This window comes from Chryseobacterium cucumeris (genome assembly GCF_001593385.1).
GTDB classification, from domain to species: Bacteria; Bacteroidota; Bacteroidia; order Flavobacteriales; family Weeksellaceae; genus Chryseobacterium; species Chryseobacterium cucumeris.
Genome location: NZ_LUVZ01000034.1, coordinates 62,798 through 87,598, shown reverse-complemented (window position 1 = coordinate 87,598; position 24,801 = coordinate 62,798). Strand labels below are relative to the sequence as shown.

The following is a 24,801-nucleotide window of genomic DNA, read 5'->3' as shown; positions in this document are numbered from 1 at the left end:
ATGACAAAAAACAGGTGTTTTGATGAATTTTCAACAAAATTGAAAATCAAAGACAGATTTGATTATATTTGACTCCTATACTTGACTATGCAAAAAAAACTGAAACTATGGGATGCCATCATGCTTGTGATGGGATCTATGATCGGAAGCGGGATCTTTATTGTAAGTGCTGATATGATGCGAAACCTGGGATCAGGATATTGGCTCATTGTGGTGTGGGTGATCACAGGAATAATGACAGTAGCCGCAGCCATAAGTTATGGAGAACTGTCCGCACTGTTTCCGAAAGCCGGAGGGCAATATACTTACCTGAAAGAAATCTTTGGTAAAAGAATGGGATTCCTTTACGGATGGGGATTGTTTACCGTAATACAAACCGGAACAATTGCTGCCGTAGCAATGGCTTTTGGTAAATTTACAGCATATTTGATTCCTTCATTAAACGATGCTGCCCCTATTTTCCAGAGTGGTGAATTTAAAATTACCTGGATACAGATTCTGGCAATTGCTGTGATTCTGTTGCTTACGTACATCAATACCAGAGGTGTAGAAAGTGGGAAAATTCTTCAGAATATCTTTACCGGTTCCAAAATTATTGCATTACTGGGACTGATTGCCGCCGGTTTTATATTGGTAGACATTTCTCATTTAGCAGAAAACTTCAGCTGGGGAACAGATTCTTTTAATAACCTTAAAAAAGATTTGAGCGGAAATTTCCTTAAAGAAGGCTGGGAACCGATTGGAGGAATGACTCTTTTAGGAGGAATTGCTGCTGCCATGGTAGGATCTGTTTTCAGTTCCGTTGCGTGGGAAAGTGTAACATTTGTTTCCGGAGAAATTGAAAACCCTAAAAAAAATGTAGTAAAATCAATGATTTACGGGACTTCTGCTGTAATGATCCTTTACATCGCGGTGAACTATGTCTACTTAAATGCTCTGGACAGAGATGGAATTGCATTTGCTGCCAATGATAGAGTAGCGGTAGCGGCATCCCAGAATATTTTCGGAAGTGCAGGAACGATCATCATTGCTTTATTAGTTATGATTTCAACGTTCGGTTGTAATAACGGATTGATTCTGGCCGGAGCAAGAGTTTTCCAGACGATGGCAAAAGACGGAATGTTCTTTAAATCAGCAGAAAAAAATAATAAAAATGAAGTTCCTGAAAATGCCTTATGGATGCAGGGAATCTGGGCATCAATTCTATGTCTGAGCGGGCAGTACGGAAATTTATTGGATATGATCTCTTTCGTGATCGTTCTGTTTTACATGATTACAGTTTTTGGGGTTATTTATTTAAGAATGAAACAGCCGGAACTGGAAAGACCTTATAAGACATGGCTGTATCCTGTAACCCCTGTTATTTACCTTGTCATCGGAACTTGTTTCTGTATCCTGTTGCTTATTTATAAGCAGCAATATACATGGCCTGGTTTTGTTTTGGTATTGCTGGGACTTCCTGTGTACTATTTTATCAATCGAAAAAAGGTGGATAATTAATATAAAAAATAATATAACAGATTCATGGGGCTTTCAATTCAGTTTGAAGGCCCTTGTTTTTGAATAATATTTAAAGTATTGTCATTATTATTTGCCGAAAATGTGTAATTTGGTATTTCGTTTTTAAAACAGGACCATGAAGTAAAAACAATAAGTTATGGATACACCAAATTACAGAATGCCTTTCGTACCGTCTACTTTAATGACCGAAGGCGGAAGTATCGATACCTGCGATATGGGGGAAAGTATTGCCCACAATATTATGCTGCTGATCACCACCAAAAAAGGGGAGAACAGATATGATGAAAACTATGGAAACGATGTCTGGAACCTTGAATTCGATAATGGAGTTACAAGTGCCATCTGGGAAAGCGTTTTTATCAAAAGCTTAAGAAGACAGATTCAGGAATATGAACCAAGAATCGTAAACCCGCAGATTGATGCTCATATACAATTCGTAGAGCACAGCTACGATACTAAAGAACACACCGAAATTAAAAAGAAAGTAAGAATTGCCATCAATGCAAAAATGGAAGAAACAGGAGAACGTTTTAGTTTTTCAACAGAGTTGTTTCTAAGCCCGATGTCTATTGATTAATATTTTTAACAGCGAAAGAAAATTATGAATTTAGATCAGAATATTTATTCCAAAGAATCTGTAAAAGCAAGAATGCTGCAGAATGCAACAAAGGTATGGGGACTGAGAAGTCCACAGTCTTTAGATCCTTTTGTAAAACTGTTGATAGACGCATTCAGTACAGAGGTTTTCAAAGCGAATAATGAAATACAGACGGTGAATGCCCGTATATTGGAAAAACTGGCAAAACTGCTTACACCGTCCATTTATACCCATCCTATTCCGGCTCATTCTGTAGCTTTTACGCAGCCTTATGAGTCTTCTGAGATTTTATTGGAACACACGGAATTTTTCTTCCGTAAACAGATGACTTCCACGGTAAAATCAGAATCAGACAAGCAGCTGAACATTCCTTTTACTCCTGTAGGAAATGTGAGAATCAATAAAGTTCACACTTCAATCATGTTTGTAGGAAATACCTGCTACAGCATCGATGACAGATTCAACAAAATTCCTATTGCAAGATTTCAGGGAAGACCTGAAGATTACAGAAAAATCACAATAGGGGTAGATGTAAGCAAATATGTAAGTGAAAACTTTCCCAAATACCTGAGCATATTCTGCTCCAATCCTGCTTTCGAGCACCTTGATTTCGTATACAAATTATTACCGTATATCACGGTTTCAAGTAATGGGAATCCTCTGTTTGTAAGAGAAGGATTGAGCTATCTTACAGAAAGTCAGAATGATGGTTACGAGCAGATGTTCAAAGAACAATCCATCAGAAATAAGGTGATTGAGGATATTAAAAGTATCTATCGCCATAAATTTATTGAAGTAACAGGAATCTCTCAAAGTCTGTTCTCAGAACCGGGACAGCTTCCACAGAACCTTGATTTCCTGACTGGAAAAGAAGAAATTACTAAATTTCTGGATAATAAAAGTTATCTGTGGCTTACGTTTGAGTTTCCACCACAGTTTTCAGCAGAAATCCTGGATAATTTCTCATTTGTACTGAATGCTTTTCCTATCTACAACAGAGGTTGGAAAAAAACAGAATACAGCCTTGATATCATGGGAAATAATATTCCTTTGGTAACAGACGAAGGCGAGCATTTTCTTTATGTGGATGAGGTACAGGATGGTGACGGCAGAAGATATACCGAAATTCCTTTCACCCCGGCCGATGATCTTAAAAAAGGGTTGTATACCGTAAGAAAAGGAGGAATGGAGCGTTTTACCAGCCGAAATGCAGTAGATATGATTGCCAATGTTCTGGAACTGACAAGAGATGAAATTGCTGCATTTTCCCTTTTGAACAGAGATAATGTAAAAGGAGTCTTAAGTGAAATGTCTGACAAAATGAAATCCATGGTGCAGAAAGTAAATAATGCCAAAAGGAATATCAGACAGGAGCTGAATTACGTAATCATGGAACCGGTGGAAAAAACTGATCATACCTACGCTTCTTTTTGGGTAACACACTGTACGCTGGCCAATCATATGCGTCCGGGAACTGAACTTTCCAACCAGTTGAAATCTCAGACTGTGGTACTGCTTACCGAAACCTTAGGTGGAGCTGAGGAACAAAAAGGAACGGATAGTATTCAGGCGTATAAATATGCCCTGACAACCAGAGATAAGATCATTTCTTTGGAAGACGTTAAAAACTATTGCCGTATGATTCTGAAAGATGAAGTAAGAGAAGTAAGGGTAAGAAGAGGAACGATGATCAGCAACAAGCCAAAAGAAGGTTTTGTAAGAACTGTTGAGGTAGAAATCATTCCGCAGAACTATTCTTTCTACGGAAGAGCCTATTGGGAAAATATGGCCAATATTATAAGAAATCAGATTATTGCCAAAGCCATTGATGGAATCGAATATATCGTAAGGATTACCAATGAAGATGTTGATTTCCAGGATATGTAGTTCTTATAAAAATAAGTTAAAAAAATAAATGCCGTACCCGCTACGGCATTTTTAATGTAATGTTCAGAATAAGATCAGAATTCAATGAAAAAAATATCACTTTTAATACTTCTCCTCCTCTTTGGTGCTCATTTAAAAAGCCAGACTATTAAAGATCTGAAAAATAAAATTAATCAGATAATCTCTACAAAAAATGCAACTGTTGGAATATCTTTAAAAGGAATAGAAGATAAAGATACACTGAGCATCAACGGAAATAAAGAAACTCCAATGTTGAGTGTTTTCAAATTTCACATTGCCTTAGCTGTTTTAAACCGGGTTGACGAAGGTATATTAAAACTGGATCAAAAGTTTTTCATCAAAAAAGAAGATCTGCTATCAGAAACCTGGAGTCCGATCCGGGAAGAATATCCTCAGGGGAATATGTATCTTACCTTAGATCAGTTATTAAGATATACCGTTTCCCACAGTGATAATAATGGTTGTGACATTTTATTGAACATCATTGGCGGAACGGAGACAGTACAGAAATTTATTAATCAGCAGGGGATTAAAGATTTTACCATAAAAGTAAATGAGAAGGAAATGTCCTCGTTTGAAAAATGTTATCTGAATACAACAACGCCTTTGGCAACCACAGAACTTTTAGAAAAATTCTATAAAGGAAAAGTGTTGAAAAAAGAAACTACAAAATACCTGTATCAGGTGATGGTAGAAACTTCAAGAGGGCTTAACTGGATGAAAGCGGGATTGCCTGTAGGTACAGAATTGGCCCACCGAACAGGAATTTCCGGAAGAAATGAAAATAATCTACGCGCTGCAATGAATGATGTAGGAATTATAAAACTTCCAAATGGAAAACATGTGATTTTATCCATTTATCTTAAAAATATTAAAGAAGAAATGGCAGATACGGAAAAAATCATCTCAGATATCAGTCACGCTGTCTGGGAATACTATACGTGCAAATGAAAATTTGTAATTATGATTATACCCTTTTTAATCTCAATATATTTTATCATATCAATAGAAACGGGCTTTAGCCTGTTTTTTAATAAATGAGCTTCCATTGGCTTCAGCCCAAAGATAATGATGTGAAAAATATAAAATCATTCCGGAAAAATTCAATAACATCGGATTCAGTGTCTTAACAAAACCTAAGAATTTTTTATGAAACTTTTATCCCATTTATATTCAAAAAAAGTCTATAAAATTTCGTATTTTTGCACGTTGTGATTTTCAGGCAAAGTCACTCCAAATTATGAGCAAATCAACAGAATATATAGAAGTTTACGGAGCACGTGAACACAACCTGAAAAATATTAACGTAAAAATTCCACGCAACGAATTGGTCGTGATTACCGGCCTTTCCGGAAGTGGAAAATCGTCATTGGCTTTCGATACTATTTTTGCGGAAGGCCAGCGTCGTTATATCGAAACATTCTCTGCCTATGCCCGTCAGTTTTTAGGTGGATTGGAGCGTCCGGATGTAGATAAAATTGAAGGACTTTCTCCGGTTATTGCTATCGAGCAGAAAACAACCAATAAAAATCCGCGTTCTACTGTCGGAACCGTTACTGAACTGTATGACTTTCTACGTCTTTTGTATGCAAGAGTTTCAGATGCGTACTCTTTGTCTACAGGGCAGAAGTTGGTAAGCTATACCGAAGATCAGATCCTTGAAACCATCAAAGAAAATTATAAAAAAGAGAAAATCATGCTTTTGGCGCCAGTGGTACGTTCCAGAAAAGGACATTATCATGAGCTCTTTGTTCAGATGGCCAAAAAAGGTTACGGGCAGGCAAGAATTGATGGCGAACTGCAGGATATTGAATATGATTTAAAACTTGACCGTTATAAAACCCACGACATCGATATCGTTATCGACCGTTGGATCATCGGTGAGAATGCTTCAGAAGGAAGAATGGAGAAATCATTGCGTACGGCAATGGAAATGGGAGAAGGAATTATCGGAATTCAGAAATTGGGAAGTACAGATATCGAATATTTTTCCAAAAATCTGATGGATGCGGAAACAGGACACTCTCTGGCACTGCCGGAACCCAATACCTTCTCATTCAACTCTCCAAAAGGAAGCTGCCCGAATTGTAAAGGTTTGGGAACTATTAAAAAAATCAATACCGATTACTTTATAGACAATCCGAAACTATCTATCAATCAGGGAGGATTACTGCCGTTGGAAGATATCAAGTCCAACAAATGGATTCTGTCACAGATCAAAAACATTCTTGAGATCTTTGGATTAGGATTAACAACGCCATTGCAGGATATTCCTGAAGAAGCATTGGATTATATCTATAACGGATGTCATAAAGAGTTTAATAAAGACCTGAAATACGCCGGAATTACCAAAAAAATAAAAATTGGTTTCGATGGTCTGATTGCTTTCATGGAGGAGATTATTGATGATAGAGACTCATATGAAGCTGTTTTATTGGAAAGACATTTTACTACAGAAGAAATATGCCCTGAATGTCACGGAACCCGTCTTCAGCCTTCAAGCTTAAGTTTTAAAATTGATGGAAAGAACATTGCTGAGGTTAATGCTTTAAGCTTAGCGGATTTAAAAGACTGGCTGGCTGATGTTAAAGTTAAATTCTCCGAAAAAAATAAAATCATTGCTCACGAGATCTTAAAAGAAATTGAAACCAGACTTCAGTTTTTGCTGGATGTAGGATTGGATTATTTAAGCTTGAGCAGAAGTTCAAAAACACTTTCCGGAGGAGAATCGCAGAGAATTCGTCTGGCAACACAGATCGGATCTCAGTTGGTGAATGTTTTATATATCCTTGATGAACCAAGTATCGGGCTTCACCAGAGAGATAATGAGAGATTGATCCATTCTCTGAAAAACCTGAGAGACATTGGAAACTCTGTATTGGTGGTAGAACATGATAAAGACATGATCCTGGAAGCCGATGAGGTGCTGGATATTGGTCCGAGAGCAGGAAAATTCGGTGGAGAGATTCTTTGGCAGGGAAAACCAAAAGATCTTTTGAAAGCTGATACCATCACGGCTCAATATATTAATGGAAAAAGAAAAATAGAAATTCCGGCAGAAAGAAGAGCTGGAAGCGGTAAAAATATTGTTTTAAAAGGAGCTACTGGGAATAATCTTAAAAATGTAACCCTGGATATTCCTCTTGGAAAACTGGTTGTAGTAACCGGAATTTCAGGAAGCGGAAAATCTTCTCTGATTAACGGAACATTATATCCGATCCTTAACAAGCATTTCTACAGAGCGGTTCAAGAACCGTTACCATACAAAAAGATTGAAGGGTTAGAAAATATTGATAAAATTGTAGATGTAGATCAGACTCCAATCGGAAGAACGCCACGTTCGAATCCTGCAACCTACACCGGAATGTTTACCGATATCAGAAACCTTTTTGCAGAGCTGCCGGAAAGTAAAATCCGTGGATATAAACCGGGAAGATTCTCTTTCAATGTGAAAGGCGGAAGATGCGAAACCTGTCAGGGTGGAGGATTGAAAGTAATCGAAATGAATTTCCTTCCGGATGTATACGTACACTGCGAAACCTGCAACGGAAAACGTTTCAACAGAGAAACGCTGGAAGTCCGTTACAAAGGAAAATCAATCTCTGATGTATTGGATATGACGATTGATGAAGCGGTAGATTTCTTCCAGCCAATTCCTAAGATTTTTGCAAAAGTAAAAACATTACAGGATGTAGGTTTAGGTTATATTACGCTTGGACAGCAGTCGACAACCCTTTCGGGAGGTGAAGCGCAACGTATCAAGCTAGCAACTGAATTAGCAAAAAGACAAACCGGAAATACCCTTTATATCCTTGATGAACCAACAACAGGACTACACTTTGAAGATGTAAAAATCCTGATGGATGCCATCAATCAGCTGGTAGAACTTGGAAACTCATTCATCATCATCGAACATAATATGGATGTCATCAAATTAGCAGACCATATTATCGACGTAGGACCTGAAGGAGGAAAACACGGCGGACAGATCGTTGCACAGGGAACTCCTGAAGAAATTGTAAAGTCTAAGAAGAGCTTGACAGGGAAGTTTTTGAAGAGGGAATTAGAATAGAATTATAAATATATATTACGGAAAACCACAATGAAGATTGTGGTTTTTTTATTTACTTTTGAGAAAAACGATAATACATGAGCTTTAAACTTTTAGCGATTAGGCCTATGAAAGGTTGTAATCCGAAATTTCTTAAGAATTTAGAGGAGGGAAGAATTTATAAATTTTATAATGATTATAAATTTTGTTCGAATGAAATTGAGTTAATTGGAAATGATTTAAAAGAAATAACTGAAATTAAATTAGAAGAAACATTAATAGAAGACTTCTTCTATCAAAAAAACGAAGATGTTATTACAAAAATAAACGTATCTGCTATTGTTGGGAGAAATGGTAGTGGTAAAAGTGCTTTAATTGAATTATTAGTTGCTTCTATTGTGAAAGTATCCTTAAAAATAGATAAAAATTTTATTAATCCCCATATGCTGTATGAAAAAGGAGAAGATGAAAAGAGCAAGATTAAATTTAATAATAGCATAAAGAAATACAAAGAAAGTTTATTACAGGATCTTAAAAATATTAATGTAGAAATATATTTTAGACATACTAATCCTTATTTACAAAATGATGATGGTACTAAGAGTGAGAATATAAGAAAAATTGTTTTAAAAGGGAAGGATATTTTTTTTTCAGATTATGTTGGTAGTTTTAGAAAATTATTCAGTAAAGTAAATAAAGATGTTGATGTTTCAAATCTGGGAGATATAGTAAAAAGTAAAAAGTATGGTGTTTTAAAGCTTCCTCAAAAAGAAATTAGCTTTTTTAAAGATTTCTTTTATTCTATGATTAGTAATTATTCTCATTATGGATTTAATAATCTGGAGATGGGAGAATGGTTGAAAGGAGTTTTTCATAAAAATGATGGTTATCAATTACCAATTGTAATTAACCCATATCGTAATGAAGGGAATATCAATATAAATATTGAGAAAGATTTAGCTAGAGCAAGATTCTTTATTAATATTTTGCAAGAAGAAAAATTAAGAAAAATTTCTGAAAATAAGATTGTATCTTATATAACTGTAGCACTCAACTCTAAAAAGCTCATTTGGGATGAAAAAAATAAAAGAGATTTAAGAATAGACAATACTACTGAAGAAAAAGAGCAGTTTTTAAAAATATTACTTGATGAATTTTTTGGAGTAAAAGAACCAAAACTTGATCAGAATAATGAGTTTTATTTTTTTACACTTGATTATATCCTGAATAAATTAAGGAAAATAACACATTACCCAATTTACCATAATTATGAAAAATGTTTTGAAGAAAAAAAATATGTAATTATTGATGGTAAAGAAATATATCCTTTTAAAATAGTTGATATTTCTTTATTTAAAGAATATATTCAAAGTTTATCAAGCGATATAAGTCATAATACTGATAAATTAAGGCAAGCATTGTTTTTTATAAATTATTTGTACTTAAATAAACATGATATTTTAAAAAGTAATGGAAAAATAAAGTTGATTAAGATTGATTATTTTGTAAAGAAAATTCGAAATGCATATGCTAAATTCCTTGATGATGTTATAGAAGATAAAAGTTTACGAGAAATTTTACCTGATGATTTTTCTATTCGAGAATCTTTACCATCTTTTTTTAATGTTGAATATTACTTTGAAAATAAGATAACTAATAATAATTTTAATAATTTTAGTTCTGGAGAAAAGCAAAAAATATTCAGCATTCATGCGGTAATTTATCATTTAAGAAACTTGAAGTCTGTAAAATCTACTCACACCCAGTCTCACCATGGAGTGGATGAGAGTTATGAATTAATTTCCTACGAAAATATAAATATTGTTTTTGATGAAATTGAACTATATGCTCACCCAGAATATCAAAGAAAATTTTTAAAAGATTTATTAGATAGTATAAATGCGGTCTATAATACTATTTATAAACATAATTTAAATATTATTTTTATAACCCATTCTCCATTTATATTGTCAGATATACCAAAACAAAATGTGTTATTTTTAGAGATTGATGAAAAAACTAAAAAATCAATTCCTATAATCCCTAAAAATAATAATACGTTTGCAGAAAACATTCACGAATTACTTACCGATGGCTTTTTTCTCACTGATACAAAAGGGGATTTTGCATTATCAAAAATAAATGAATTTTTAGAGGATTATAAAAAATGGGATGAAATAACAATAGATAGTTCTAAGTTTGATAACATGAAATTAGTATATAATTCTAAGAAAGAAAAATATATATCGTTAGTAAATATTATAGGAGAGGAATATATTCAAGAATTACTAAAAGAAAATTTAATGGATCTATCTTTAAAATTTAATCCTAAATCTGAACATACAAGATTGCTTGAAATAGATGAATTAATGAGAAAGATAAATGAATTAAAAAATAATAGATGAGAAAAGTAATTTATCCCTACAAAGATTTAGATTCTGAAAAAAAATTTATTAATGATTATTATTTGGCAATTATAAATAAAAAAATAATAAATGAAAGTGGAATTAATACAGAACTTAAAAAAATTGATGATAAATGGAGTTTAGAAAAATTAGTTACCGCAAAATTTTCTGAATTGCTTGATTTAGCAATTAAAATAGATGAAATTGGATTTGATTTAACATTATTGAACTCTTATTTCAAGAAAGGTGATGACTATTTATATAATAGCTTTCAAAGAACAATTGCTGATTTCATAATTGAAAATAATTTTTTTTTAAAAACTTGTCATTATTGTAATATTAATTATATCAATGTATTTAATCAATTTATAATATATGAAACTCTCGAAGATTTTTTTCACAGTGCAACAGAACAAGAATGGAAAAAATTACTTGGCAAAAAAACAGGATTAAAAATTTATGATTTTATTTATAAAAATCCTAATTGTAAAACTGATGAATTAATAAAAATAAAAGGTGTAACAATCAATACAATTAGTAAAATTAATTTGAAAGAGATAAATAAGCTAGAAACATCTAAAAATCACTTTACTCTAGATCATGTACTTTCCAAAAAGAACCATGTTTATCTCTCATTATCTATTTATAATTTAGTTCCATCTTGTAGCCCGTGCAATTCTAAATTTAAAGGCGAAAAGGATTTTGTTGATTTGAAGTTTATAAATAGTATATCTCCATCATCAGAAGACTTTAAATTAGATGAATATCTCAATTTTAAATTGAATTTGAAAAAAGATATCAGTAATATAAATCACTTAGAAGATATTGAGGTGAAAATTAAAAATATAAATAGACATACTGATATTGATAATTTCATCGAGATGTTTCAATTGAAGGGAAGGTATGAATGGCATAAAGATATAGCATCTGATTTGATACAAAAAAGGAAAAAGTATTCTAATAGTCAAATTGAAGAAATACTAAAACTCTTCAAAAGAAATCATATTCCAATAAATAGAGGAATGTTTATGAGACATATATTTGGAGATAATATTTTTGAAAAAGAATTAACTTATGAACCGTTTGAAAAATATAAAAAAGACATTGCTAAACAACTAAGGATTATTTAATTATCAATTTCCAATATTAAATTTTCAATTATTTTTAAAATTTATTAAGCTGATAATCAGTTAATTAAATTTTAATGTTAACTCAATGTTAACTGAATGTAAAATTAATATGAATTATTTTTAATAACTTTGGTTAAGAGATACAAAAATAGGTTAGTATAATATTTAAAACCAGTTAGTTATGAAAAATAGAATTCAAATATTGATGGCTTCACTTTTCGTTTGCGGATTTGCTGCTGTTTTGAACACTGCTAAAGCTCAAACTACAGATCATAATACCATTCAGGAAATTCAGTTGAACAGGAGTGAAACATTTAATGATATCAGAAATAAATTAGAAGCTAATTTTGATCTTACCAATCCTGATTACAAACAGGGAACCGTAAACTCTGTGGTGAAATTTGATATTGCAAAAAACGGAAAAATCGTTAATGTTCATTCCAGTGGTGACTGTAAAACCGTTAGTAAGGAAATTGAAACAGTGTTAAGCGATCTTGACTATAGGGTAGACCGCAAAAAACTAACTGATAATATGGTTGCCTATACTTACGTAATGCCAGTGACAGTAGAGATCCACAGCAGATAGTATTCATAGCATATTATTCAATAATATGTGAATAATGAAAACTTATCAGATTAAGTTGTAATAAACAATATAGCATAAGATTTTAATTTTGGGCTACCATAAAATTAAAACTATATGAAAAATTTAAAAAAGCTGACAAAATCAGAGTTGAAGTCAGTGAACGGAGGAGAGCCTGTAAAATACTGTACGTTTTGCGAGTGGGCAAATAAAGTAATCTGCAGCGATATTCCAATCGTTCAATGTCCGTAAAAAATAAAGCCGCTTACAAAAAGCGGCTTTTCTATTGTTATGTACTCTGAACAAACTCTGTTAATCTTGCTTTAAGATCTTTAGAATTCCCTATTGTATCAAAAGTAACATTATCTATTCTCCATCCTTTCTCTGTATTGATCATATGCACGGTGTCCATCCAGGTTTCTTTGGGGGAAGCCGCATTATATTCGAAGGCCACCAATGCTTCAGCAGTTTTATCCTGTATCTTAACAGACTTGATTTTATAATCTGTAAATCCTTCATACAGACTGGAAAAAATAGCACCTTCGAATATTAAAGGTTTCTCATCAGGATGATCACTCTTTTTTACCTTTTTAATATCAGCCTTTGATGCATTGATGGCCTCGTCTAAAACTTTTTTTAAGTCCTGAGAAAATAAAGTATCCGTAATCGGCTGGTTGTAAATAGCCTCGTTGGATTTACCGTATCGAGTATACAGTTCATTAACTTTTTCAATAATGGCTGTTTCTGAAGACTGAGTAGGTTGAGACTCATTCTTTTTGCAGGATACAAAGAACAGGAATATTCCTAAACAGAGAAATAATTTTTTCATTGGTATAATTTTGTGGTATTTATCAGAATTCCAGGCTCAAAATGTATACCAAAATTTGCCTATAAAATATTTCTTAAGAATCAAAAAATCAATACATTTGAGTAGATAAAAAAAAATTGTGGATCCAATTCTTAATGTTGCTGTCCGTTCCCTCTGCGTTTACCTTTTCATGGTAATTGCTATCCGTTTATTCGGCAAAAATCAGCTTTCCCAGCTCAATGCAGGAGATGTTGTATTATTGTTGTTAATTTCAAATGCTGTTCAGAATGCCATGGTAGGTCCTGATACCTCTCTTCAGGGAGGAATCGTGGCGGCATTGGTTTTGTTTGTTGCTAATTTCATTCTGAAGAGACTCATGTTTTCCAGCCGTTCCTTTCAGACTTTTATGGAAGATGAGCCGGTTATTCTGATCAGGGATGGAATTGCCGATCAGGCAGCCCTGAATCGGGTAAAGATTACAGAAAGCGAATTGGAAGAAGCGATAAGAGAACACGGAATTGAAAACATAAACAATGTAAAGCTTTCCGTTCTGGAAGTGGATGGAAATATCAGTGTTGTTTCTCAGGATGAAAAAAGCAAGCAGACACACTATTCAAGAATTAAAAGAAAAATCAAAAGAAAATACCACTAAATACGATGAATTACGAGTTAAGAGAAATGCTTCCCAATGACGAAGCCAGGGTTCTTGAAATTTTCCGCCAGGGAATAGACGGTGGGATTTCCACTTTTGAAACAGAAGTTCCAACTGCTGAAGCCTGGAGCATGGGCTATTTTAACGACTGCCGCTGGGTACTGGAAAATGAAAATAATGAAGTTGTGGGATGGTGTGCCTTAAAACCGGTCAGCAAAAGAGAATGCTATAAAGGAGTTGCAGAGGTAAGCATTTATTTTGATAACGAATATCAGGGAAAGGGATTGGGTTCCGTATTGCTTAAAAAATTGATTTTGGATAGCGAGGATCACGGATTCTGGACATTACAGACCAATATCTTCTCCGAAAATGAAACTTCTATCAAATTTCATCAGAAAAACGGTTTCAGAATCGTAGGCGTCCGTAAAAAAATCGGAAAACTCAACGGAGAGTGGAAAGATATTATCCTGATGGAAAAAAGAAGTGAAATCGTCTAGAGAGCTATAATTTATAATTTATAATTTATAATTGATGATTGATAATTGATGATTGATAATTGATAATTGATGATTTTGTTTGGTAAGCATATGATTCTCCATAACAAAATTCACCATTGACCTGCGAAGCAAAATTGACCATTGACAATAATCATTGAAATTCAACCTTAATCCTCTAACTTTAACTTTTTTAACCTTTGGCACTACCATTGTTATATTACATAAAGTTGAAAAATAGAAATAATGAAAAATTTGATTAAAATCACAGGAGTTCTTATCGTAGCGTTAATGTTATCATCATGTGTGGTGCATGACAATGGACGCCGGGTGAAAACAGTTCCGCCAGGACAGGCTAAAAAAGTGTTTGGAGGAAGTGCAAAAGACTATGCTCCCGGGCAGGTAAAAAAAAGAAGCGGCTACTAGGAAGTGCAGAAAATAAAAATTAGCAGTCAGTTTTAACATATATTAGCTTAATTTCAATTTCTTTTGGCATTAACCTTGATATATTTCGCTATCGAAATTGAAAAAGTGAAAATAATGAAAAGTATGTTGAAAATTGCTGGGGTAGCAGTGGTTGTTTTAATGCTGTCCTCTTGCGTGGTACATGAGCATCATGGAAGAAGAATGCCACCCGGGCATGCCAAAAGGTATTATGGCGGAAGTGCAAGGTACTATGCACCCGGCCAGGTAAAGAAAGTGTATATTTATGACGATCGTGGTCATCATCACAAAGGCCGCGGTCATGGACATCACAGATAAAAAAAGAAAAGCACTGAATTTTTTCAGTGCTTTTTTATGATCTATTATAATCTGGATTTTTTCGGATTAAGGAAAGTGTTGAAAACCATTACTTCCTGTCCGAACTTTTTCTCAATTCTTTCAGAAATATTTAAAAGTTCACTTTTAATAAAATCTTCCCTCAGTTCATCATTATCAAAAATTAACAGGAGATTATAATTTTTGCCTTCCTCGATAAAGTCACTGTGTACCTCAGAAAGAATATATTTGTTGACATCCATCAGGTTTTCAGTCATTAAAACCAGTGTTTCATCAATATAATTTTCCCATTCTTCCAGGTTATCTTTCGTGCAGTGGAAAGTTATACTTAATACGCTCATATTTTTATGAATTTTTAAGATTTTTTTGGATAAATTCTACGGCAAAAATCGGCATTTTTTTCGTAAATTAGCCCGTTAATAAAAATTGGAAATAAATAATTTTCAGACTTACAGCTAAGAGTTTGAATATCATTACAATAAAATTTGTTTATGCAAAAAGAAGGAGAAAGACTGATTCCTATCAACATTGTTGATGAAATGAAGTCGTCTTATATCGATTATTCGATGTCCGTTATCGTTTCAAGAGCGTTACCGGATGTAAGAGACGGCTTGAAACCCGTTCATAGAAGAGTACTTTATGGTATGTATGGATTAGGGGTGTTTTCTAACAGAAAATATTTAAAATCTGCGAGAATTGTTGGGGATGTATTAGGTAAATATCACCCACACGGAGATTCCTCTGTATACGACGCTATGGTAAGAATGGCACAGGATTGGAGCTTACGTTATCCTCAGGTAGACGGACAGGGTAACTTCGGTTCTATGGATGGTGACCCGCCTGCAGCAATGCGTTATACCGAGGCAAGATTGAAAAAAATCTCTGATGAGGTTCTTTCAGACCTGGACAAAGAAACAGTTGATTTTCAGAATAACTTCGACGACAGTTTACAGGAACCGACCGTAATGCCTACTAAAATTCCGAATCTTTTGGTAAATGGTACTTCAGGTATCGCCGTAGGTATGGCAACGAATATGGCGCCTCATAACCTTTCAGAATCTGTAGATGCAATCTGTGCTTATATCGATAATAAAGAAATTACGATTGACGAACTGATGCAGCACATCATTGCACCGGATTTCCCTACAGGTGGTATCATCTATGGATATGACGGAGTAAGAGATGCTTTCCATACAGGAAGAGGTAGAGTAGTTTTAAGAGCTAAAGTGAACTTTGATGAAATCGGAAACAGAAACGCGATTATTGTTACCGAAATCCCTTATCAGGTAAACAAAGCGGAAATGATCGCCAGAACAGCAGAGCTTGTTAAAGACGAAAAAATCCCGGGAATCCACGAAATCAGAGATGAGTCGGATAGAAAAGGACTTCGTATTGTATATGAATTGAAAAACGATGCAATACCGAATGTCGTTCTTAACCTATTATATAAATATACAGCACTTCAGACATCTTTCAGTGTAAACAATATTGCATTGGTACACGGAAGACCAGAGCAGCTGAACCTTAAAGATATCATCCATCACTTTGTAGAGCACAGACATGAAGTAATCGTAAGAAGAACTCAGTTTGAGCTTAAAAAAGCAAAGGAAAGAGCTCATATCCTTGAAGGATTCATGAAAGTGATCGGAACCCAGGATGCTTTAGACAGAGCAATTTCTATTATCCGTCACAGTGCCAACCCTCAGGCTGCGAAAGAAGGCTTGATTGAGGCGTTTGAACTTTCAGACATTCAGGCTCAGGCAATTCTGGATCTTAGATTGGCTCGTCTTACAGGAATGGAGCTTGATAAGATCCGTGATGAATACGATGCGATCATGAAAGAAATTGCTAATTTGGAAGACATCTTAGCTAATGAGCCAAGAAGATTCCAGATCATCAAAGATGAACTGATCGAAATCAAAGAAAAATACGGAGACGAAAGAAGAACTGAAATTGATTATTCGGGAGGAGAAATGTCTATCGAAGATATTATCCCGAATGAATCTGTAGTTCTTACGATCTCTCATGCAGGATACATCAAGAGAACTTCGCTTTCAGAATATAAAATTCAAAGTAGAGGTGGTGTAGGTAATAAAGCAGCAACGACAAGAGATTCTGACTTCCTTGAGTATATTGTTTCTGCAACTAACCACCAGTACATGTTATTCTTTACAGAAAAAGGAAGATGTTATTGGCTAAGAGTATTTGAAATTCCTGAAGGTTCCAAAACAGCAAAAGGAAGAGCTGTACAAAACCTTATCAACATTGAACCGGATGATAAGATTAAAGCCTATATCAGAACGAACAACCTTAAGGATTCTGAATATGTAAATCAAATGAGTGTTGTGATGGTAACCAAAAACGGTACAATCAAGAAAACATCATTGGAAGCGTATTCAAGACCAAGAGTAAATGGAGTAAATGCTATCGAGATCAGAGATAACGACCAGTTATTAGGAGCTTATCTTACCAATGGAACATCTCAGATTATGATTGCTACTAAGAATGGTAAATGTATCCGTTTCCCTGAGGAGAAAGTAAGAGAAGTAGGTAGAGGGTCTATCGGAGTAAGAGGTATCTTGCTTGAAGATGGTGACGAAGCTATTGGTATGATTGTTGTGAACGATGTAGAGAATGAAACAGTACTTGTAGTATCTGAGAAAGGATACGGAAAGAGAACTGCAGTAGAAGACTACCGAATTACCAACAGAGGAGGAAAAGGAGTTATTACCCTTAACATTACTGAAAAAACAGGAAACCTTATCGCTATTCAAAATGTAACGGACGAAGACGGATTGATGATTATTAACAAATCCGGTGTTGCGATTAGAATGGGAATGGATGAAATGAGAGTAATGGGTAGAAATACTCAGGGAGTAAAACTGATCAACCTTAAGAAAAATGACGAAATTGCAGCCATTGCAAAAGTAGAAATGGATAAAGATGTAGAAGAAGATTCTGAAGAATTTGGAGAAACAGAAGAAGGAGTTGTAGGATCGCTATTTGATAACCAGGAAAATGACAATGTAACACCTCAGGCTGGAGATGAAAACCCGGCAGAGGAGAATGAGAATTCTGATTCTGAAGAATAAATTGTACAATTAAATATAGAATAGTTATTATGAAGAAACTAATTTTAGGAATGGCTATCGTGGCGTCTGCTTTTGTTTTCGCACAGAAAGATGCAAATGCCCTGAATGCAAAGCTTCAGGAAGCCAATAAAGCAGCTATGGCTGCGTATGATGCAAAAAATTATGCAGCAGCAGCACCTAAGTTTATTGAAGTTTATGACTTATTAAAATCCAGCGGTCAGGACAATAAAATATATATGTATTATGCAGGACTTAGCCACGCGTTAGCTAATAACAGTGAGCAGTCTATCAAAATATATACAGACCTCGTGAATTCAGGATTTACAGGTGTGGAAACTACATATACTGCAAAAGAAAAGAAAAGTGGCCAGGTTGTGAACTTTGATAAAGCAACTTGGGAGGTGATGAAGAAAAATTCAGACTATACTGACTTCAAAACTGAACAATCTAAGAGTATAGAGACTGATTTGTATGAAACCCTAGTTTCATTACTTCTGAATGCTAAAAAAGCAAACGAGGCACTTGTAGTTATTGATAAGGGATTAGCTAAATTCCCGAACAATGCTAAGCTTAAAGAAGCTCAAACTACAGCATATCTTCAGTCAGGAAACACTGAAAAATTTGTTGCAGGATTGAAAGAACAATTGGCTAAAAATCCAAATGATGCAGTAAGCTGGTTTAATTTAGGGGTAATGCAGAGCAAAAAACCTGAAACAGTTGCAGATGCTTTAGAAGCATTCAAGAAAGCAATTGAATTAAAGCCTGATTTTGCTGATGCTTACCAAAATTTGGTTTATACTACAATTGGTGATGACTCTAAAGTAGTGGCAGATATTAATGCATTGAGAAAAGATAAGCCAGACGAGGCTTCTAAATTAATTGATGCAAGAAGAGAAAGATTTGCTAAAGCACTGCCATTTGCAGAAGGATGGTATAAAGTAGCACCAAAAAATATTGAAGCTGTTACTGCACTAAAAGAAATCTATGTAGTAACTAAAAACCTGGATAAAGTTAAAGAAATGAAAGCTAAAGAAGCTGAGCTAAGCGCAGCTGCAAAGTAATCATTTTTTACAATAACAGATATGAAAACCGGAACAGAAATGTTCCGGTTTTTTCTATTGTAAGCAGAAAGTGTTGACTGAGCTCCTTATCCTGAATTTTTTTTTTCAGGAGTTTATAGATCTGTTATGACTTATAAGCCTAACAGGTTTAATTTATTCGACCCCGCTGTGTAGTTTCTGTTGAAAATTCTTCATGCCGAATTCATGCATTCAAAATTTCTGGTTTTTATACTGATGAACCTTAAATTTCAACCTGAGAATTTCTCTGTAATTCCGTATCTTTGAGAAAAATTTTTATAAGATGATCGAGTGGAAAACCGCCAAGGAATACGAAGATATTACCTATAAAAAATCTAACGGAGTAGCAAGAATTGCTTTCAACAGACCTGAGGTGCGTAATGCCTTCAGACCTAAAACAACTTCAGAATTATACGATGCTTTTTATGATGCCTATGAAGATCCTTCCATAGGGGTTGTATTGCTTTCAGGAGAAGGACCTAGCCCTAAAGATGGTGGCTGGGCATTTTGTAGTGGAGGTGATCAAAAAGCCAGAGGACATCAGGGATATGTAGGAGAAGATGGAAGACACCGTCTGAATATTCTTGAGGTTCAGCGTCTGATCCGTTTCATGCCGAAAGTAGTGATCGCGGTGGTTCCGGGATGGGCAGTTGGTGGAGGACACTCTCTTCACGTAGTATGTGACCTTACTTTAGCAAGTGAAGAACATGCTATTTTTAAGCAGACAGATGCTGATGTTACCAGTTTTGATGGTGGTTACGGTTCTGCTTATCTTGCTAAAATGGTAGGACAGAAAAAAGCCCGTGAAATTTTCTTTTTAGGAAGAAATTATTCCGCTCAGGAAGCTTTCGAAATGGGAATGGTCAATAAAGTAGTTCCTCATGCAGAATTAGAAGATACTGCTTATGAATGGGCTCAGGAAATATTGGCTAAATCTCCAACTTCTATCAGAATGCTGAAATTTGCCATGAACCTTACAGACGATGGGATGGTAGGGCAGCAGGTTTTCGCAGGAGAAGCAACCCGTCTTGCGTATATGACAGAAGAAGCTCAGGAAGGAAGAAATGCCTTTCTTGAAAAAAGAAAACCTAACTTCGGAGAAGATCAATGGATATCCTAAAAATATAACTGATAATTGATAGATGATGATTCATGTATCATTTATCAATTATCGCTTATCAATTATAATTATATGACTGATTGGATAAAAGCCGCAAGGCTAAGAACTTTACCGCTTTCTCTAAGCGGGATTATTATGGGGGCTTTCATTGCAAAATGGAGACTTTACGGAGAAGGAGGAATCTGGGACTGGAAAATCCTTGCGCTTGCTCTTTTGGTTACACTTTTATACCAGATTTTATCAAATTATGCCAATGATTATGGGGATGGAGTAAAAGGAACCGACGCTAAAAGAATCAATGAAGCAGAAGCAAGAGCTGTCGCATCGGGGAAAATTACTGCAAAACAAATGAAGAATGCGGTAATCCTTTTCGCAGCATTATCTTTCATTGCCACTATTGCTTTGCTATACGTAGCCTTCATTCCAAACTATATGAATGAATTCTATATCTTCATAGGATTGGGAGTAGCATGTATTCTTGCAGCAATTGGATATACAGTAGGTAAAAAACCATATGGTTATATGGGCTTGGGAGATATCTTCGTGTTTATCTTTTTTGGATTGGTTTCTGTATGTGGAAGCTATTTCTTATTTACAAAAACTTTCAGCTGGGATATATTATTACCCGGAACAGCGGTTGGAATGATGAGTATGGCTGTTCTTAACCTGAATAATATGAGAGATATAGAAAGTGACAGATTATCTGGAAAAAATAGCTTTGCATTGAGAATCGGATTCAAAAATGCAATGATCTATGAAATGATCCTGTTACAGTTACCATTGGTGCTTATCCTTATCTTTTTAGGAGTAAACGGGTTTATACAGCAGCAAAACTACTATGTGTTTATTGTAATGATCCTGTTATTCCCATTAGCCAAGCTGAGAAGAAACATCATGTCGGTGAAAGAACCAAAAGAATTAGACCAGTACTTAAAACAGGTAGGAATCATGACTTTTGTAATGGCTATTCTTACAGCAGCTGGACTTAATTTATTTAACTAATCCAAAATAGTATATCATGAGTTCTAATGTCTATGTTGAAGCTCAAATGCTTATCAGAAAACCGATTGAAGATGTTTTTGAAGCATTCATCAATCCGGAACTAACCACTCATTTCTGGTTTACCAAATCCACCGGAAAATTGGAAGAAGGTAAAACCATTATCTGGGAATGGGAAATGTATGGCGTGAAATCCGAAGTGAAGGTTCTTCAGATCATTCCAAACCAGCTCATCAGAACAGAGTGGGGAGAGCCTTCAACGAACGTAGATTATGAATTCAAAACCATGGAAAAAGGAACCTTAGTGATCATTAAAAGCTATGGATTCAGCCAAACGGGTGAAGATCTGCTAAAAGTAATTAATGACAATACAGGAGGTTTTACGACAGTTTTAGATGGATGTAAAGCTTATCTGGAACATGGGATTAATTTAAGATTGATTGAGGATAAATTCCCATCAAAATAACAAATTAAAGAAAACACAGATGGCACGAATGCTTTCACAAATGTCACTAATCTCATGGTGTTCTTTGTGAAATGATTTGAGTCATTTGTGTTTAATAATAATTGAAATTAAATTTAAAATGAAAATACAATTCTTAGGACAAAATTGTTTCCTGTTCACCTACAAGGACAAAACAATTCTGAGTGACCCTTTTTACAACTACAAAAAAGCAGAATCAGGTTTTGATATTGCTGCTCAAAAAATCGACTACATCCTGCTGACCCATGCACATGGTGATCATATTGCTGATGTGGCAGAAGTGTTACAGCATTATCCGGAAGCTACCATCATTGGGGTTCCAGAAGTATGCGGTTACTTTCAGCAAGCAAAAAATAAAGACGATGTGAACTTAGGAGGATCGGCAAAAATCGACGATCTTAAAATTTCCATGGTTCCGGCTCATCATACAAGTTCTTTCCCGGATGGAAGCTATGGAGGCGTTCCTGTAGGGTATATTTTCAGGCTTCCTGAAGGTAAGAACATCTATCTGGCAGGTGATACAGGAGTAATGGCTGATATGGAGCTGTTCCCGAGATTATACGGAAACATCGACCTTTCTATCCTTCCGATCGGAAGCCACTACACTATGTGCCCTAGAAAAGCTTCTTTTGCAGCAGCAGAGCTATTAAAAACACCGAAAGTAATCGGATGTCACTTTGATACTTTTCCTGCCATCGAAATTAATCATGAAAGTGCATTAAAGCATTTCGAAGATAAAAATGTAGAATTGGTTTTACCAAAATTAGGTGAGACTTTCGAATTTTAATCAATAACCGAACCGGAGGTAATCTGAAAATTGGAAAAATGAAAATGATGCGTAAGGTATTAAAAACAAAAAAAGATAATTATCAAATTACCTCTCTTCTTACTTTAAATCAAAAAAAAATGGCAAGCTACCTAAATCACACCGCTACGACCGATTACCTTTGCTGCGTTCCCACCCTGGAGGATTCTCAGGAGCTGGTTGTTTAGGACTTGCCGTTGCAAAGGTAGGAATATTTTATAAACTTCAAAACTTTATCAAAGAAAATTAGTTGAAAAAATGCAGTGGTAAAGCTAAACGCCTGACATTTAGAGGGAAAAATTTTCAACTTTTTTTAAAAATTTAAATATGACGAAAAGTCCATCAACACTAGGAATTATACTTTTTATCGCTACAATGATCGTTTTTTTTGTAGTATATACTTTTTTCTCAGGAATCAATTATTTTGATATCTCTTTGAAAGCCAATGCTTTTGTTTTGCCTCTTTTATATGCCGGAGCTGCTTTCTGGTCTGTAAAATCTTACTGGAACAACCATAGAGTGGTGAAATTTAAAGATGCTTTCAAAAGAGCATTCGTTCCGATGTTCATCGGAGGAATTCTTTCTATTTTTAGTATTTATGCTTTTTTAACTTTTGTAGATCCTGCAGCTAAAAGCCTGTTGAACTATCAATATGTTCAAAGACAAAAATCAGAACTGGATACAGAATATACTTCAGCAAGAAAAATTCTGAAGCATCAGAAAGATATTGATGAGCTGGATCAGAAATACAAAGAAAGATTGCAAAGCTTCACGCCAGAGGCGGTTAAAGGAAAAGATATGCTTACCGCAAGTCATTTTTCAGGATATTTTGCGGCAATTCTTATATTTTACGTAGTTTTGTCGGTATTTTTCGGAGCGTTTTTCAGAACAAGAACGATACATCAACCCGAAGAAACAAATCAAGCCTAATTCTTATTAAAATTTAAATGAATTTATCTATAGTTATTCCGTTACTGAACGAAGAAGACTCTCTGGAAGAGCTTTTTTCAAGAATCGACAAAGTATGCACAACCAGCAATTTATCTTATGAGATCTGGTTTGTAGACGATGGAAGTACGGATTTGTCGTGGAGTATTATTGAGAATATGAAAGTTCAGTATCCTCAGATTCACGCTATTAAATTTTCCAGAAATTATGGAAAATCACAGGCACTTCATGCCGCTTTTGAAAGAACAAACGGTGATGTAGTGATTACCATGGATGCTGATTTACAGGATTTTCCAGAAGAAATTCCGGAATTGTATAATATGGTGATTCATGACAATTATGATATCGTTTCCGGTTGGAAAAAGAAGCGTTTTGATAATGTGATGACGAAAAATATTCCGTCAAAATTATTCAATGCAGCGGCTAGAAAAGTTTCAGGAGTTTATCTTCACGACTTCAACTGTGGTTTGAAAGCCTACAAAAAACAGGTGGTAAAATCTGTGGATGTTTACGGAGATATGCATCGTTATATTCCGGTATTGGCTGCCAATGCAGGTTTCAGAAGAATCACGGAAAAAGAAGTACAGCATCAGGCAAGACCTTACGGAACTTCAAAATTCGGAACTGAGAGATTTATCAGAGGATTTCTGGATTTGATAACGCTTTGGTTTGTAAGCCGTTTCGGAGGAAGACCAATGCATTTCTTCGGAGCTGTGGGTACTTTAATGTTTATTGTTGGTTTTCTTTCAGCACTTTGGTTAGGAATTTCTAAACTGATTGATGTAGCAAGAGGAATCTACGGACACTTAATCACCAATAATCCATGGTTCTTTATCGCATTAACCATGATGATTATGGGAAGCTTGCTGTTTGTGGCAGGATTCTTAGGAGAAATGATCATCAGAACCAACCGTGAGCATAAGAATTATAATATTGATGAAGTGATATAATGGAAGAAAAGCTGCCGAAAATTTATTCTAAGAAAGCCATTTTAGGATTTTCTATTTTTCTTTCCGCACTTTTCGGAGGTGTTTTGTTATACCAGAATTTAATAGAGGTCAACAAAAAGAAAGAAGCATACACCGTACTGGCAATTTCGGTTCTTTTAACAATTATCACAGGAGTTATTGTCAATATTCCGGAAGAGCCCAAAAGTTCACTTGCTTATATTTGCGGCCTTGGAGGGGGAAGTTTGCTTTCCTATTATTTTATGCCGAAATATTTTCCAGATGAAGAAAAGTATCCGAAAAAAGCAATATGGAAACCCTTAATTATTGGAGCCGCGATTGTTGCAATCCTTTTGACTTTAATCATTTATGGTGCTTCTGTTGAAAATAGTTAAAC

Annotated in this window: 24 protein-coding genes and 1 other RNA gene; 22 read left to right on the top strand and 3 right to left on the bottom strand. The window is 34.8% G+C overall.

All coding sequences use genetic code 11. The features are described 5' to 3' along the window. Positions 1 to 87 precede the first annotated feature (87 nt). The 9 genes from A1704_RS15540 (at position 88) to A1704_RS24070 (ending at position 12,448) form a co-directional block, all read left to right on the top strand. The gene (locus A1704_RS15540; protein WP_062674954.1) at positions 88 to 1,500 is read left to right on the top strand and encodes an APC family permease; all 1,413 of its coding nucleotides are present in this window, start codon (positions 88 to 90) and stop codon (positions 1,498 to 1,500) included. 157 nt (positions 1,501 to 1,657) lie between these two features. Next, on the top strand, positions 1,658 to 2,098 hold the full coding sequence (locus tag A1704_RS15535; protein WP_002979175.1) for a GPW/gp25 family protein: 441 nt from the start codon (positions 1,658 to 1,660) through the stop codon (positions 2,096 to 2,098). Between the two features lie 24 nt (positions 2,099 to 2,122). Continuing rightward, positions 2,123 to 4,006 (top strand): type VI secretion system baseplate subunit TssF, encoded by a 1,884-nt coding sequence (locus tag A1704_RS15530; protein ID WP_062674952.1) that lies wholly within the window; start codon positions 2,123 to 2,125, stop codon positions 4,004 to 4,006. An 84-nt stretch (positions 4,007 to 4,090) separates the two neighbouring features. Next, positions 4,091 to 4,978, top strand: a complete 888-nt coding sequence (bla, locus tag A1704_RS15525; protein ID WP_062674950.1) for a class A beta-lactamase, subclass A2 — start codon at positions 4,091 to 4,093, stop codon at positions 4,976 to 4,978. Positions 4,979 to 5,267: 289 nt separating this feature from the next. Further along, the gene (gene uvrA / locus A1704_RS15520) at positions 5,268 to 8,099 is read left to right on the top strand and encodes an excinuclease ABC subunit UvrA (protein ID WP_062674948.1); all 2,832 of its coding nucleotides are present in this window, start codon (positions 5,268 to 5,270) and stop codon (positions 8,097 to 8,099) included. Positions 8,100 to 8,176: 77 nt separating this feature from the next. Then, the gene (locus A1704_RS15515; RefSeq protein WP_062674946.1) at positions 8,177 to 10,483 is read left to right on the top strand and encodes a hypothetical protein; all 2,307 of its coding nucleotides are present in this window, start codon (positions 8,177 to 8,179) and stop codon (positions 10,481 to 10,483) included. Then, positions 10,480 to 11,613, top strand: coding sequence for a hypothetical protein (locus A1704_RS15510; protein ID WP_062674944.1), 1,134 nt, complete (start codon positions 10,480 to 10,482; stop codon positions 11,611 to 11,613). Before A1704_RS15515 ends, A1704_RS15510 begins: the two co-directional genes overlap by 4 nt. Before the next feature lie 181 nt (positions 11,614 to 11,794). After that, a complete protein-coding gene (locus A1704_RS15505; protein ID WP_062674942.1) occupies positions 11,795 to 12,199 on the top strand; it encodes a hypothetical protein in 405 nt (134 codons plus the stop codon). A gap of 114 nt (positions 12,200 to 12,313) precedes the next feature. Further along, positions 12,314 to 12,448 (top strand): bacteriocin-like protein, encoded by a 135-nt coding sequence (locus A1704_RS24070; protein WP_082798797.1) that lies wholly within the window; start codon positions 12,314 to 12,316, stop codon positions 12,446 to 12,448. A 37-nt stretch (positions 12,449 to 12,485) separates the two neighbouring features. On the opposite strand, the gene A1704_RS15500 is transcribed toward A1704_RS24070, so the two are convergent. Next, a complete protein-coding gene (locus tag A1704_RS15500; protein WP_062674940.1) occupies positions 12,486 to 13,025 on the bottom strand; it encodes a DUF3828 domain-containing protein in 540 nt (179 codons plus the stop codon). 118 nt (positions 13,026 to 13,143) lie between these two features. Here A1704_RS15500 and A1704_RS15495 point away from each other — a divergent pair, with 118 nt between their 5' ends. The 4 genes from A1704_RS15495 to A1704_RS15480 all read left to right on the top strand — a co-directional run bounded on the left by A1704_RS15495 (position 13,144) and on the right by A1704_RS15480 (position 14,912). Next, positions 13,144 to 13,656 carry a DUF421 domain-containing protein gene (locus A1704_RS15495; protein ID WP_062674938.1) on the top strand — a complete coding sequence of 171 codons (513 nt, stop codon included), beginning with the start codon at positions 13,144 to 13,146 and terminating at the stop codon, positions 13,654 to 13,656. Between the two features lie 5 nt (positions 13,657 to 13,661). Beyond that, the gene (locus tag A1704_RS15490) at positions 13,662 to 14,153 is read left to right on the top strand and encodes a GNAT family N-acetyltransferase (RefSeq protein ID WP_062674935.1); all 492 of its coding nucleotides are present in this window, start codon (positions 13,662 to 13,664) and stop codon (positions 14,151 to 14,153) included. A 288-nt stretch (positions 14,154 to 14,441) separates the two neighbouring features. Then, positions 14,442 to 14,576 carry a quinol oxidase subunit 4 gene (locus A1704_RS15485; RefSeq protein WP_394361450.1) on the top strand — a complete coding sequence of 45 codons (135 nt, stop codon included), beginning with the start codon at positions 14,442 to 14,444 and terminating at the stop codon, positions 14,574 to 14,576. Positions 14,577 to 14,639: 63 nt separating this feature from the next. After that, entirely contained in the window at positions 14,640 to 14,912 is a 273-nt protein-coding gene (locus tag A1704_RS15480) for a hypothetical protein (protein ID WP_238590628.1), read from the top strand. Between the two features lie 44 nt (positions 14,913 to 14,956). Here A1704_RS15480 and A1704_RS15475 read toward each other — a convergent pair whose 3' ends face one another. Next, positions 14,957 to 15,271, bottom strand: a complete 315-nt coding sequence (locus tag A1704_RS15475) for a DUF4286 family protein (RefSeq protein ID WP_062674931.1) — start codon at positions 15,269 to 15,271, stop codon at positions 14,957 to 14,959. 150 nt (positions 15,272 to 15,421) lie between these two features. Here A1704_RS15475 and gyrA point away from each other — a divergent pair, with 150 nt between their 5' ends. The 6 genes from gyrA to A1704_RS15445 all read left to right on the top strand — a co-directional run bounded on the left by gyrA (position 15,422) and on the right by A1704_RS15445 (position 22,491). Then, positions 15,422 to 18,022 carry a DNA gyrase subunit A gene (gene gyrA / locus A1704_RS15470; RefSeq protein ID WP_062674929.1) on the top strand — a complete coding sequence of 867 codons (2,601 nt, stop codon included), beginning with the start codon at positions 15,422 to 15,424 and terminating at the stop codon, positions 18,020 to 18,022. A gap of 29 nt (positions 18,023 to 18,051) precedes the next feature. Beyond that, positions 18,052 to 19,083: a tetratricopeptide repeat protein gene (locus A1704_RS15465; RefSeq protein WP_062674927.1), complete on the top strand. Its 1,032-nt coding sequence runs from the start codon at positions 18,052 to 18,054 to the stop codon at positions 19,081 to 19,083. 301 nt (positions 19,084 to 19,384) lie between these two features. Beyond that, the gene (locus A1704_RS15460) at positions 19,385 to 20,221 is read left to right on the top strand and encodes a 1,4-dihydroxy-2-naphthoyl-CoA synthase (RefSeq protein WP_034697698.1); all 837 of its coding nucleotides are present in this window, start codon (positions 19,385 to 19,387) and stop codon (positions 20,219 to 20,221) included. A gap of 72 nt (positions 20,222 to 20,293) precedes the next feature. Then, entirely contained in the window at positions 20,294 to 21,223 is a 930-nt protein-coding gene (gene menA, locus A1704_RS15455) for a 1,4-dihydroxy-2-naphthoate octaprenyltransferase (protein WP_062674924.1), read from the top strand. A gap of 16 nt (positions 21,224 to 21,239) precedes the next feature. Beyond that, on the top strand, positions 21,240 to 21,686 hold the full coding sequence (locus A1704_RS15450; protein WP_062674922.1) for an SRPBCC family protein: 447 nt from the start codon (positions 21,240 to 21,242) through the stop codon (positions 21,684 to 21,686). 118 nt (positions 21,687 to 21,804) lie between these two features. Then, positions 21,805 to 22,491 (top strand): metal-dependent hydrolase, encoded by a 687-nt coding sequence (locus A1704_RS15445; protein ID WP_062674920.1) that lies wholly within the window; start codon positions 21,805 to 21,807, stop codon positions 22,489 to 22,491. A gap of 117 nt (positions 22,492 to 22,608) precedes the next feature. Here A1704_RS15445 and ffs read toward each other — a convergent pair. After that, positions 22,609 to 22,706: signal recognition particle sRNA small type (gene ffs, locus A1704_RS15440), an RNA gene on the bottom strand. Between the two features lie 130 nt (positions 22,707 to 22,836). Here ffs and A1704_RS15435 point away from each other — a divergent pair. From A1704_RS15435 to A1704_RS15425, 3 genes are read left to right on the top strand one after another with little or no spacing between them, the layout of a single operon-like run. Then, positions 22,837 to 23,439 (top strand): DUF4199 domain-containing protein, encoded by a 603-nt coding sequence (locus A1704_RS15435; protein ID WP_062674918.1) that lies wholly within the window; start codon positions 22,837 to 22,839, stop codon positions 23,437 to 23,439. Positions 23,440 to 23,456: 17 nt separating this feature from the next. Continuing rightward, entirely contained in the window at positions 23,457 to 24,407 is a 951-nt protein-coding gene (locus A1704_RS15430; RefSeq protein WP_062674916.1) for a glycosyltransferase family 2 protein, read from the top strand. Next, positions 24,407 to 24,799 carry a hypothetical protein gene (locus A1704_RS15425; RefSeq protein WP_062674914.1) on the top strand — a complete coding sequence of 131 codons (393 nt, stop codon included), beginning with the start codon at positions 24,407 to 24,409 and terminating at the stop codon, positions 24,797 to 24,799. The genes A1704_RS15430 and A1704_RS15425 overlap by 1 nt, the downstream gene beginning before the upstream one ends. Positions 24,800 to 24,801 lie beyond the last annotated feature (2 nt).

Excerpts from the sequence above, each read along its gene's own strand:
- A1704_RS15540 (WP_062674954.1), top strand. The coding sequence starts at position 88 with ATGCAAAAAAAACTGAAACTATGGGATGCCATCATGCTTGTGATGGGA.
- A1704_RS15535 (WP_002979175.1), top strand. The coding sequence starts at position 1,658 with ATGGATACACCAAATTACAGAATGCCTTTCGTACCGTCTACTTTAATG.
- A1704_RS15530 (WP_062674952.1), top strand. The coding sequence starts at position 2,123 with ATGAATTTAGATCAGAATATTTATTCCAAAGAATCTGTAAAAGCAAGA.
- bla (WP_062674950.1), top strand. The coding sequence starts at position 4,091 with ATGAAAAAAATATCACTTTTAATACTTCTCCTCCTCTTTGGTGCTCAT.
- uvrA (WP_062674948.1), top strand. The coding sequence starts at position 5,268 with ATGAGCAAATCAACAGAATATATAGAAGTTTACGGAGCACGTGAACAC.
- A1704_RS15515 (WP_062674946.1), top strand. The coding sequence starts at position 8,177 with ATGAGCTTTAAACTTTTAGCGATTAGGCCTATGAAAGGTTGTAATCCG.
- A1704_RS15510 (WP_062674944.1), top strand. The coding sequence starts at position 10,480 with ATGAGAAAAGTAATTTATCCCTACAAAGATTTAGATTCTGAAAAAAAA.
- A1704_RS15505 (WP_062674942.1), top strand. The coding sequence starts at position 11,795 with ATGAAAAATAGAATTCAAATATTGATGGCTTCACTTTTCGTTTGCGGA.
- A1704_RS24070 (WP_082798797.1), top strand. The coding sequence starts at position 12,314 with ATGAAAAATTTAAAAAAGCTGACAAAATCAGAGTTGAAGTCAGTGAAC.
- A1704_RS15500 (WP_062674940.1), bottom strand. The coding sequence starts at position 13,025 with ATGAAAAAATTATTTCTCTGTTTAGGAATATTCCTGTTCTTTGTATCC.
- A1704_RS15490 (WP_062674935.1), top strand. The coding sequence starts at position 13,662 with ATGAATTACGAGTTAAGAGAAATGCTTCCCAATGACGAAGCCAGGGTT.
- A1704_RS15485 (WP_394361450.1), top strand. The coding sequence starts at position 14,442 with ATGTTATCATCATGTGTGGTGCATGACAATGGACGCCGGGTGAAAACA.
- A1704_RS15475 (WP_062674931.1), bottom strand. The coding sequence starts at position 15,271 with ATGAGCGTATTAAGTATAACTTTCCACTGCACGAAAGATAACCTGGAA.
- gyrA (WP_062674929.1), top strand. The coding sequence starts at position 15,422 with ATGCAAAAAGAAGGAGAAAGACTGATTCCTATCAACATTGTTGATGAA.
- A1704_RS15465 (WP_062674927.1), top strand. The coding sequence starts at position 18,052 with ATGAAGAAACTAATTTTAGGAATGGCTATCGTGGCGTCTGCTTTTGTT.
- A1704_RS15460 (WP_034697698.1), top strand. The coding sequence starts at position 19,385 with ATGATCGAGTGGAAAACCGCCAAGGAATACGAAGATATTACCTATAAA.
- menA (WP_062674924.1), top strand. The coding sequence starts at position 20,294 with ATGACTGATTGGATAAAAGCCGCAAGGCTAAGAACTTTACCGCTTTCT.
- A1704_RS15450 (WP_062674922.1), top strand. The coding sequence starts at position 21,240 with ATGAGTTCTAATGTCTATGTTGAAGCTCAAATGCTTATCAGAAAACCG.
- A1704_RS15445 (WP_062674920.1), top strand. The coding sequence starts at position 21,805 with ATGAAAATACAATTCTTAGGACAAAATTGTTTCCTGTTCACCTACAAG.
- A1704_RS15435 (WP_062674918.1), top strand. The coding sequence starts at position 22,837 with ATGACGAAAAGTCCATCAACACTAGGAATTATACTTTTTATCGCTACA.
- A1704_RS15430 (WP_062674916.1), top strand. The coding sequence starts at position 23,457 with ATGAATTTATCTATAGTTATTCCGTTACTGAACGAAGAAGACTCTCTG.
- A1704_RS15425 (WP_062674914.1), top strand. The coding sequence starts at position 24,407 with ATGGAAGAAAAGCTGCCGAAAATTTATTCTAAGAAAGCCATTTTAGGA.